This is a genomic window from Pelatocladus sp., from assembly GCF_059505505.1.
In genome coordinates, this window is the sequence record NZ_JCACKS010000060.1 from 39,495 (window position 1) to 50,097 (window position 10,603).

9 protein-coding genes, 1 tRNA gene and 1 pseudogene are annotated in these 10,603 nt (G+C 40.7%); 6 read left to right on the forward strand and 5 right to left on the reverse strand.

All coding sequences use genetic code 11. From position 1 onward, the window contains the following. Positions 1 to 82 precede the first annotated feature (82 nt). The gene (locus tag AC5JMK_RS06095) at positions 83 to 292 is read right to left on the reverse strand and encodes a Nif11-like leader peptide family natural product precursor (protein WP_096672801.1); all 210 of its coding nucleotides are present in this window, start codon (positions 290 to 292) and stop codon (positions 83 to 85) included. A 728-nt stretch (positions 293 to 1,020) separates the two neighbouring features. On the opposite strand from AC5JMK_RS06095, the gene AC5JMK_RS06100 reads away from it, so the two are divergent. Both AC5JMK_RS06100 and AC5JMK_RS06105 read left to right on the forward strand, forming a co-directional pair. Next, a complete protein-coding gene (locus AC5JMK_RS06100) occupies positions 1,021 to 1,845 on the forward strand; it encodes a sterol desaturase family protein (protein ID WP_096672803.1) in 825 nt (274 codons plus the stop codon). 138 nt (positions 1,846 to 1,983) lie between these two features. Beyond that, a complete protein-coding gene (locus AC5JMK_RS06105; protein WP_096672805.1) occupies positions 1,984 to 2,658 on the forward strand; it encodes a response regulator transcription factor in 675 nt (224 codons plus the stop codon). A gap of 133 nt (positions 2,659 to 2,791) precedes the next feature. Here the strand turns inward: AC5JMK_RS06105 and AC5JMK_RS06110 are convergent, their stop codons facing one another. Then, the gene (locus tag AC5JMK_RS06110) at positions 2,792 to 5,005 is read right to left on the reverse strand and encodes a phosphoketolase family protein (RefSeq protein ID WP_495909655.1); all 2,214 of its coding nucleotides are present in this window, start codon (positions 5,003 to 5,005) and stop codon (positions 2,792 to 2,794) included. A gap of 884 nt (positions 5,006 to 5,889) precedes the next feature. Between AC5JMK_RS06110 and AC5JMK_RS06115 the strand changes: the two genes are divergently transcribed. The 4 genes from AC5JMK_RS06115 (at position 5,890) to AC5JMK_RS06130 (ending at position 9,487) form a co-directional block, all read left to right on the forward strand. After that, positions 5,890 to 7,950: a GAF domain-containing sensor histidine kinase gene (locus tag AC5JMK_RS06115; protein ID WP_495909656.1), complete on the forward strand. Its 2,061-nt coding sequence runs from the start codon at positions 5,890 to 5,892 to the stop codon at positions 7,948 to 7,950. Continuing rightward, positions 7,943 to 8,509 (forward strand): SRPBCC family protein, encoded by a 567-nt coding sequence (locus AC5JMK_RS06120; protein WP_096672810.1) that lies wholly within the window; start codon positions 7,943 to 7,945, stop codon positions 8,507 to 8,509. Before AC5JMK_RS06115 ends, AC5JMK_RS06120 begins: the two co-directional genes overlap by 8 nt. Positions 8,510 to 8,808: 299 nt before the next feature. Beyond that, positions 8,809 to 9,078, forward strand: coding sequence for a ribbon-helix-helix domain-containing protein (locus tag AC5JMK_RS06125; RefSeq protein WP_495909657.1), 270 nt, complete (start codon positions 8,809 to 8,811; stop codon positions 9,076 to 9,078). Beyond that, positions 9,065 to 9,487, forward strand: a complete 423-nt coding sequence (locus tag AC5JMK_RS06130; RefSeq protein WP_374866004.1) for a type II toxin-antitoxin system VapC family toxin — start codon at positions 9,065 to 9,067, stop codon at positions 9,485 to 9,487. The genes AC5JMK_RS06125 and AC5JMK_RS06130 overlap by 14 nt, the downstream gene beginning before the upstream one ends. Positions 9,488 to 9,512: 25 nt before the next feature. Here the strand turns inward: AC5JMK_RS06130 and AC5JMK_RS06135 are convergent, their stop codons facing one another. From AC5JMK_RS06135 to AC5JMK_RS06145, 3 genes and pseudogenes are all read right to left on the reverse strand, one after another. Further along, positions 9,513 to 9,779, reverse strand: coding sequence for a hypothetical protein (locus AC5JMK_RS06135; RefSeq protein WP_495909658.1), 267 nt, complete (start codon positions 9,777 to 9,779; stop codon positions 9,513 to 9,515). 31 nt (positions 9,780 to 9,810) lie between these two features. Next, positions 9,811 to 10,086 (reverse strand): annotated as a pseudogene (locus AC5JMK_RS06140) (NACHT domain-containing protein); the annotation flags it as partial. A gap of 418 nt (positions 10,087 to 10,504) precedes the next feature. Next, a tRNA-Glu gene (locus tag AC5JMK_RS06145) sits at positions 10,505 to 10,577 on the reverse strand. Between the last annotated feature and the right edge of the window lie 26 nt (positions 10,578 to 10,603).

Consider the following 10,603-nt stretch of genomic DNA (forward strand, 5'->3'; position numbering starts at 1 on the left):
ATTCTAAAATTATTCGTGAGAGACAAGACCCCCGACAAATTCTGCAAAGTCGAGGATCTCTCAATAGTCACCTGTGTATATATCAAGTGCCTTGATTTTCATAAACCTGAGAGTCTGAATTTTCTATGACTAAGCCAGTAGCTTTTTGCCATTCTTCAACCGTAAAATTATAGCCGTGTTGATGCGCTATTTGTACAAAAGCTTCTAGGTTCAATGCCGAATTAAGGACTTTCCTCAGATTAGGATTAGTTTGAGCATTTCTAAATAGTCTAATCACTTCTTGTTTTGACATAGCTATTGTTCCTAAGATGACTTCATTTAGTCATTAGTGAGTTGCATCTGTAAGTGAGGATTATCCCATTTTGAATGAATACAAATTGGGATAGATACAGTAATCAAATTTAATTCCTGAAATTACTTGTTCAGAATCATATCTATAGGAATCCAGTTTGGTTTATGAACTTATTAGTTGAGTCAGGGAACAGGGAACAAATATAATGATGACTTACTTAACCGTTATTTTACTGAATTAATTGAAAATATATGTCAGAAATATTACGGATAAAAATCTAAGAGTTTTACTTAATTTGTTTAAGTTACACCAGAATCCTTAGATAGGCTATAGTAGTACCACGTAACTATACTGAGAATAAAAAATCATAAAAAGACAACAAAGAAAACTAAGGTATCACCCAATTACTCAATATTTATCTAAGTCAGTAGGCGAAAATAAACATCACTGTGTAGAGAAATATAAAATCGCTGAAACCCTTACCAATGAAAAATGACGACCCTCACGAGTTAGCTTTATTTGTGCCGACCTGACTTGAAAATAGATCTAGGGGTGTAAGGGTGTAGGGGGTGTAAGAAGAGTCATATTTTTATTCACCCTGGTGTACGCAGTTCAGTCAGGGCTACTTAGCACAGATCAAAAAGCTAAATAAGATAACACTGCTTGCGATAGAAGCCAGGAATAATGTACAACTGTTACGCTTCAATCTGTAAATAAACTGAAAATTAGTGCAAAATTTGTTCTTCATCCTACATAAATTCGGGTTTTATTGGTTAGCATTTTTCGGAATTATTATAGTCCGATACTTCCTCATCGCTGGAGGAGCATATTGGTTCTTTTATTCGGTTATGGGTAAGCCTTTCGTGAAGCGGAGGTTACACCTCAAACCTATAGTATGGAAGTCAATTCGACAGGATATTGAACTGTCGGTTCTCTCCGCGGTATTTTTTGGACTTTGCGCCGCATTCATTATGTCAGCATATGATTCGGGAGTAACGCTTTTGTACACTTCTGTAAATGAGTATGGACTGTGGTATTTGGCGGTCAGTTTTGTTGCAGTACTTATCATCCAAGATGCGTATTTTTACTTTATTCATCGAGGGTTTCACCACCCTTTATTCTTCAAGTGGCTACACTATGGTCATCATCGATCAGGAGATCCAACACCTTGGACATCCTTCGCCTTCGACCTACCAGAAGCTGTCATACAAGGTCTTTTCTTTGTAGGGATAGTTTTCCTGATTCCACTTCACTTCATTACCTTAATTGCTGTCCTCATGACTATGACAGTATGGGCTGTGTTGACTCATGTGGGATTTGAACTGTTTACCTCACGATTTTGGTTTTTCCCCCAATGGCTTGGAAAGTGCTTCATTGGTTCGACACATCACGCGATACATCATCATAAGTACAGAGTACATTACGGGCTATATTTTACCTTCTGGGACAAGCTGCTAGGAACTCACGATCCCAGCTATGAGGGACTTTCAAATAAAAAAATAGCCAATCACTATGTAAGCAGGGGAGCAGGAAACTCTGAGCAAGGGGACTAAAAAAAGAAGTGTAGAGGTGTAAGAAGGGTCATTTAGTTTAACTATTATTGCTAATGCTTTGCGAGTTGGCGATCGCATTATTCAATATATGAAATAAGCAAACCATGATCAAAACTCTCATCTTTTAAGAATAAAAATATGACAGCACACATCCTGTTAGTTGAAGATGAAGTTAAATTAGCCAGATTTGTTGAATTGGAACTAACTAGTGAAGGCTATCAGGTAAGTGTGGCACATGATGGTATAACTGGATTGACACTGGCGCGAGAGTCATCACCAGATTTAGCAATTCTCGATTGGATGCTACCAGGATTATCAGGTGTGGAAATCTGTCGGCGTTTGCGAGCAACAGGTAGTTCAATACCGATGATTTTGTTGACAGCAAAAGATGAAGTGAGCGATCGCGTAGCTGGTTTAGATGCGGGTGCTGATGACTATGTAGTTAAGCCTTTTAGTATTGAAGAATTACTAGCTAGAATTCGCGCTCATCTTCGTCGCACCCAAGAAACAGATGAAGATTTGTTGCAGTTTGAAGATTTGAAACTCAATCGTCGCACTCGTGAAGTTTTCCGAGATCAACGTACAATTGATTTAACAGCGAAAGAATTTGATTTATTAGAATATCTCCTCAGTCATCCCCGTCAGGTTTTTACTAGAGACCAAATTTTAGAAAAAGTATGGGGTTATGACTTTATGGGTGATTCTAATATTATTGAAGTCTATGTGCGTTACTTGCGTCTGAAACTAGAAGAAAACAACGAAAAACGCTTAATTCATACAGTGCGTGGAGTAGGGTATGCATTAAGGGAGTGATCGGGGATTGGGGAACGGGGAACGGGAATTGCTGTTTATTCTCTCCCCAATCCCCAATCCCCAATCCCCAATCCCCATTACCCCTTACCCCCAGAGGCAGAGGGGACCCCTACCTTCCCCAATCCCCGATCACTCAATGCACTAATTCAATTGCTCTTTTCGTCAACGCTTCTGCTGTCAAACCATTAAACGCCATCAACTCACCTGCACTTGCTGTTGTTTCTCCACGTCTCCATGCGAAGGTATCGCGCTTGCAGTTACTCCGCAGCATCACAGGTTCTAACATCGCCGCCGCACCTCCGGTAACACCAATTAACGCGTCACCAGCAAAGATTTCGGCAAATTTTTCATCATTGATAAAATCACCTTCGGGTTCGGTGCAGGTATCCCAACCTGTATCATGGGGACGATATAAACGACGGGGGTTAATAATAGAAACTATCTTCACCCCAATACCTTCTGTTTCTAAGAAAGCTGCTGCTTCAAACACGGGAATTAATGTCATATCGCCAATTACAGCAAACACTACTTGCTGATCTCCAGCGACATCTTGCAATACCACCGCACCATCTTGTAACCCATGACGAGTCATATTAAAAGTAGTGCGAATTGGTAATGGTGATTTACTCGCAGTGATGACAACTCCCTTATTTTTGGTTCTCAAAGCCCAGTCATAACAAACTTGAATACTGTTAGCATCGGGGGGAAACAAGGGGAAAACATTACCATTTCGCATCATCGCCGCAAAGTAAGCTTCAATTTCTGGACGTTGGTGAGTCCAACCATTGCGCCCTTGTTCTAAAGCACCGGCGGTGAATAATGTAATTGTCGAGGGAGTCGGACGTCGCAATTCTGCCATTGCTTGGATGACAGTTTGCCAAATTGGTAAACCGTTAATCGCAAAAGATTCGTAGGAACACCACAAACTTCTAGCACCCATCAACGACATACCCGCAGCTAAACCAGCACAAGCATCTTCACTCAAAGGTTCGTAAACTTGTCCACCTGGTGCTTGGTTGTATAAGTCATCTGTTGTGGGGTGAATAATTTTTAAGGCTTGGTTAATATTACCAATACCTGATGCTTCATTCCCGTCGGCGTTAGTAACCAAAAAGTTTTCATCGATTTGTCCAACTTTTGCGACCAAACGTCCCATGGCTGTTGTGGAAACTTTCGGATCGCCACCCACAGCATACTCTTCTAAAGGCAATTCGCCTAAATCTGGCAAAGGATATTCAAATTCGGTAACTACTGTTTTTGCTGCTGGGCCTCCACCCGCGCGTTCGCAGTTTGTCCGTACGATTTGCCAAGCTTGAACAGGTAAGGCGCGTTCTTTGAGTGCGTTGATAATATGGGGTGCATCCAGCGTGTCTTTTGGATACAGGTTATGAGATTTTGCACCCCGCGCATGGACGCCTGCGCCTTTGAGTTGCTTAATGATAAACACAGTTAACTTACCACTCAAAGCCGATCGCGCCGCTTCATCTATACCTAAAAGTACTGCTTTGGTAAAAGCTAGACGTTGGGCAAAAGAAAAGGCGGTACTATCTACGTAATTTCCTGGTTGTTCTTTGTCATCAAAGTCTTTGGCATCTACTAACACGACTTCTTCAAAGCCATTACCATGCCAGTATGCCATCATTTGTTCATTGGTTTTAAGAGACACCATACTATGGTGTTCTTGGCTGTAACCGTTCCACACCAACACTGGCAAAAAGTTAGTTACACCAGGATAAGCGGTGTGGAAATGAGCCATAGAACTCATAATATAAGGCTCACCCAGTCCTCCATCGCCAATGGTGAACGGAAACAGCTTGTCTTTATTTAATAATGCAGCCGCCATTGCAAAATGTTGCCCTTGTCCCAAAGGGCCTGCTGGTGCAAGAATGCCAGGAATATAACCAGACAGGTGTCCTAACAGTCCATGCTTTTCTCGGAAGCGATCGCGTAATTGTTGGACTGTATAAATGCCCATGTCTTCTAAAGAGCGATCCAAGAACATGGCACTATAAAATCCGGGGGCGTGGTGTCCCACTTCCGTAATAATATTTTTGTAACCGAGCATGACCAAAGCTGCATAAGCTTCCGCTTGAGAAGCGAAACCACCAGGGTGTCCAGAAGCTTTACTTCCAGTAACTTGCAGTGTCAGATAACGCAAAGCATCCGCAGCTAGCAAGGTTTGGTATACTGCTGCTGGTTCTTCTGGATTGGCGATCGCTTCTTTGGCTGACTCTATGACTGGATTTGCACCATAAGTTTCAAATTCCGGTAACGTTTCCCCAAAATATTGAATTCCTTCGCAAAAATGGGGAAGCGCTGAAGTTGCTTTGGAAGTTGTTGCCGTCATGCTAAGTACCTTGCTAAATCAAACGGAGACACTATTTATTAATATAGATGTTCGCCAATTTAACAAAAATTTTACAACTTCACGGTTCTCACTATTGATTGCTATTCAGCATCGTCAAGATAAGTAGCTTCTATCTTGCAGCAATCTCAATTAGGTCGCAATATTGTTCTGATAATATAAATAGATTTACATTTAGGGAACTCCAAAAAATAAATTATCCAATTTCACCGAATCAACGGAGACGGGTGCTACTAAATAAAGAATTTAATAGTTTGTTGAAACTACTTAAAGGCTCGGTGTTTTCTACCACAGGGGGTTTGACTACACTTGACAGATATAAAACATCAGCATAAAGATTAAATGATTCTAAAGAAAAGGAGTAAAGTAACTAGATTTCAGTAAATATTTTTTGCTGCTCTTGTTTAGTTATCAAAAAGTTTGCTAAACCCCCTACTTTAATTATATTTGTTGATGTTTGATCTGGTGAAAAGTAAGCTGTACATCTAGAAAATATAAAATAAATATTACGTTTTCATGGCAAAATATCAGTATTAATGCGTAGGAAGCTTACTATATCTTTGTTGTAAGTCTAGGAAAAATACGGTTTATGTATACTGAGAAACAAGGTAGTCTAAGTAAATATTAGCAACAAAATAACTGTGTAAGAATCTGTAATTATATTTGCTTGTGTGACTAAACTAAATTTTTATGTATTTTATTACTCAAGGTTTTTGATATAAAGAGATTTCACCATCTCCAATATAAAAGGGCTATAACAGGTGAGAGAAAGTTTAGAAGACAATATTTTAAGATGAATCATTCAATCGCAGGGTGCAGCCTTACAAAGGAATCAGGAATATGGCAGGAGGTTGGGTACAAAGAAAATGGGTTCAATATCCAAAAGCGTACCAAAAATAAGCAAGCGTTTGTGTTCGTTGCCACAACGCCTAGATGAAATAGATAGACTCACACACTACCCGGTCAATCTAATGCAGCAAGAGGAAGAAGCAGCCCTCCAGTTAGCACAAAAAATCAATTACATCATTGCCAATCGCTCAACACCAGCAATGATGCTACAAGACATTGCTCAATTACTAGGAGTGACATTTAAAGTAGATTGCTGCTGCTTAGTGACTGCACATAAAGAGGTGACTGGTAGTGAAGAATTTATTGCAAATTGGTGTCCCCAAGAGTATTTAAATTCATCTCCAGATGAAATATTCTCATTAGAGCAATTGGATTTACCAGTAGTGCAATGCGCTTCTGAACCAACGATAGAAGACATTGCCACAATTCAAAATAGTCTGAAAATAGGATGTCAACAATTGCCAATACCAATTAAATCGGTTCTGGCAATTACTACCCGTTTCGTAAACAAAAAGAACGGTGTTATTAACTTAATTAAGTCCCAGGTACATGATTGGAGTGATTCGGAAAAATATTTGCTGCGATCGCTAGAGTCAGTCTGTGCGATCGCTCTAGAACAGGTAGCACAAGCACAGCAAATCGCTTCACAACAACAATATATAAAAACTTGTGGCAAGCATCAAAACCTGATCAAGCAATTGACAATCCTCGGTCGTAGCAACTTGGAGATTAATCAGATGCTTCAGGTAGCGATCGCTTCTACTGCTGAAGCTCTAGAAGCCGACCGGGGTTTGATTATATTACTGAAATATGCTGATCCCCTATTTAGAAATCTACGCAAAAAACAAATCCCGAAAGCAAAAGCTACAGTTATTGGTGAATGGTCTAGACAACCAGAAGATTTTTATATTGATCAAAAAGACAGCCCAGACTATTCATACTGGCTTTGCGATTGTGGTATTAGTCGGCGTGCTTTTACAGCAGAATCTGGCAAGCCTGTAATTATTAATGATACCGGAGATCGGCGCAAGGATACCTCCACAATCGCCCAAGCGTTTATTTTAGAAAAACTGCCTGCAATGCTCTTGATGCGATTGGAGAATCAAGGCAAAATTTTGGGATTTTTGGCACTACAGCAAACCCAACCCCGTTATTGGGAGACAGCAGAAATCAACATGGTAGAAATGGTCTGCGCTCAACTCAGCAATGCCATCATTCAAACACAAACACTACGGCAAGTACAAATGTTAGTGGATGAGCGTACATCCCAGTTACAGCGCAGTCTAGACGTTCAAGCTAAACTCTATGAAAGAACAAAGCAATATGTTGAGCAATTGCGAGAACTTAACCAACTCAAAGATGAGTTTTTAAGTAACATGAGCGATCGCTTGCGCTATCCTTTGACAAATATGCGTATGGCTTTACGGATGCTGCGTCAACCAGGAAGATCTCCCGAACAACAAACTAGATATCTAGATATTCTGGAGGAAGAGTGTACCAAAGAAATAAACTTAATCAATGACCTATTGACACTCCAAAAACTAGACACTCATCAAGAACCTCCCCAATTTGCCACCCTAGACTTAAATCGCAGAATCCAAGAGATATCAGCATCTTTTGAGAAAAAACTGCTAGAAAAAGGATTAAATATTTCTTATGAGTTACCGGAAGCATCCCTAGAACTGCAAACTGAACTAGAAAGTTTTGACCGCATTTTGCAAGAACTTGTAACTAATGCGGTTAAATTCTCACAACAAGATACCATCATCCAACTAGAAGCCACACATCAAGTAATTCAACAGGTTGATCGGGTTATTATTAAAATAACCAACGTCGGACATGGCATCTCACAAGCAGAAGCCACCTATATATTTGATGCATTCCGTCGCGGTAGAGGAAGATGGACTCCTGGCACTGGCTTAGGACTTGCTCTGGTAAAATCCTTAGTGCAGCATTTGAGTGGGGAAATCGCTGTGGAAAGTACTCCAATTGAGAATACAGATCTCAGCAAAATCTGTTTTACCTTGAATCTGCCCCAATTTTCTGACCAAGATCAAACCTACTCTGAAAGTGACTGAAGAAAAATACACACCAGAAGAACTCGACTTCATCGCCATTGAAGACGAAACCAACCTAGAGACGAATGATTTGCAGGCTGTGGCTATTCAAATCGAGAATATCACTGAGCGACAGCGACAAATTACCGCGAAAATTCAAATCCCCCAACCAGTGAAACAAGTTTGGGAAGTACTCACCAATTATGAAGCTTTAGCCGACTTTATCCCTAACTTAGCCCAAAGTCGCTTGCTAAAACACCCCAACGGTGGTATACGCTTGGAACAAATAGGTTCTCAACGCTTTTTACGCATGAATTTTTCTGCACGTGTAGTTCTCGATCTTGAGGAACGCTTTCCCAAAGAAATCACTTTCCGGATGGTAGAGGGTGATTTTAAAGATTTCTCTGGTAGCTGGTGCTTAGAACCATGTTCTCTGGGTCAACAAATAGGAACTAATCTCTGCTACACAGTCAAAGTTTGGCCTAAACTGACTATGCCAGTAGGAATTATTGAGCGTCGCGTTGCCAAAGACCTACAACTCAATTTACTGGCAATCTATCAGCGTTTACAGGGAACTTAGACAACCGATTTGGGATTTTGGGTTTTAGATTTTGGATTGATCCCCAGGATTTATCCGCTTTTTGTACTCTGCTCAGAATTACTTAGCAATGGAAGTATAACTAGATAACTCAGCATATGCGATCGCAGTTTCTCTTGTGCAAGCGATGTCCCGCTAAGAAGCCACTGCGCGTCGGGAGCATCTCATCTCTACAACTCCATGGATGCAATGCTCAAGCATTGTTGGATAATTTGCGACGCAGGTTATTGAAGAGGTAGGGAATATGTTAAACTTGTCATACTTTAGTATGACAAATAATCATGACTATGCGAATTAATGCCCGATTAGATGAGGAACATGCTAATAAATTAACCTACATCCAACAGCAAACTCATCAGGCAGTAACGGATGTGATTAAGTTTGCTATTGACTTGTATTACGAACAGCTTCAGCACCAACAGCAAAAGAACCCGCTAGAATTGCTCACACAAACTGGTTTTATTGGTTGTGGTGAGGCAGATGCGAATCTGTCTGTAAACTACAAGTCTATTCTGAAAGATGGCTTGAAAGCTAAATATGGTGATAGTTGATACGGGCTTTTGGTTAGCCCTGGCGAATCGAAACGACCCATACCACACTAAAGCCATAACGGCACTTGCTAATCTCAAAGAACCTCTGATTACGACTTGGGCTGTTATTACTGAAACTTGCTATCTACTTTTAACAACGATGGGGAATCATGCTCAAGTAAGTTTTATTAACAACTTATCTCTAGGGGGATTTACAGTTTTCGATTTGCAACCCGATCATGGGAAACGCATTTGTGAACTTATGGAAAAATATGCGGATTTGCCAATGGATTTTGCTGATGCGTCACTAGTGGTTTTGGCAGAACACTTGGGACATGGAAGAATTCTTTCGGTTGACCGTAGAGATTTTAATGCTTACCGTTGGAAAAATCAGCATCCGTTTGAAAATCTCATGCTTTTGGATAGTTGAGAGGGTTTTGTAGGAGCGATCGCGTTTAAAGAAGTCGGGAATCTCGTAGCCGGAGGTAGAGCGATCGCCTGTTTGGGAAGTTTATACCAATTTGAAAAAAGAATGCGACAAACAGACCATTTGTAGAGACGCGATTTATCGCGTCTCTACCCATGATCGCGTCTTTACCCAAGGATGTGTTGCAATCATTAATTGAATTGGTATTAAGTGCGATCGCATCAACTGACACTACGAATATATCGGCTTGCATTACTAATGTATCGGGTCGCATTGCCAATGTATCGGGTCGCATTTACGATCATGCGTACGCTAAATGTTTACTCTGAACTAGCGATCGGTTTACCCGCTTCAATTTCTGGCAATGCTTCTAAAATCAACTCTGTCATCACCGGACGACGTGCTAAGTCCAACAGTTGAGAATTACCCATCACTTGTTCAACCGTGGTAGGTTCAGCATTCAAGGACAACACCTGGCGGATTTGCTCATCGTTAAATTTCTCCAGTTCCAGGACTTCAAACTGCGGTGTTTCACCCGTCAGATTGGCTGTTGAGGCTTGCAATTCGGCGTTGAGTAAAGCCCGTCCTTCTTTGGCTTCGGGCTCGACACTTATTTCCTACTGATGGTTCACCTGTTGGTAGTGCTAAATAATTCTGTGCTGCCAACCGTGCTATCTCTGTTTTAATTCCTTCTAATGTCGGCAACCTGTCGAGTTGTTCAGTGATAATTGCAATTCTTTTGTGTAGAGAACGTTTTGTATAAAAGGTAAATGCAGAGTTTGCTTATCCTTGACACAAACTTTCAAGTTGCAAAAACTTATCTAATGACTATTTCTACTGCGTTCAATCGCATTTTTTACGAACATTTGTACTAAAACTGGTCTGGAATAAGTATGGAGTAAATACGAAAGCAAAATTTCTAGAGTTATGAATTCCCAAATTTATCAGTTAACAGCCAAAAGACAAGTTCCGCAAGGCTTTGAATTAGCTTTACTGGTCTAGCTTCGGTATCAAAAACAATACCCCCAGGGGAATTCGAATCCCCGTTACCTCCGTGAAAGGGAGGTGTCCTAGGCCTCTAGACGATGGGGGCGTGGTTTACACTTTTATAAATTTAGC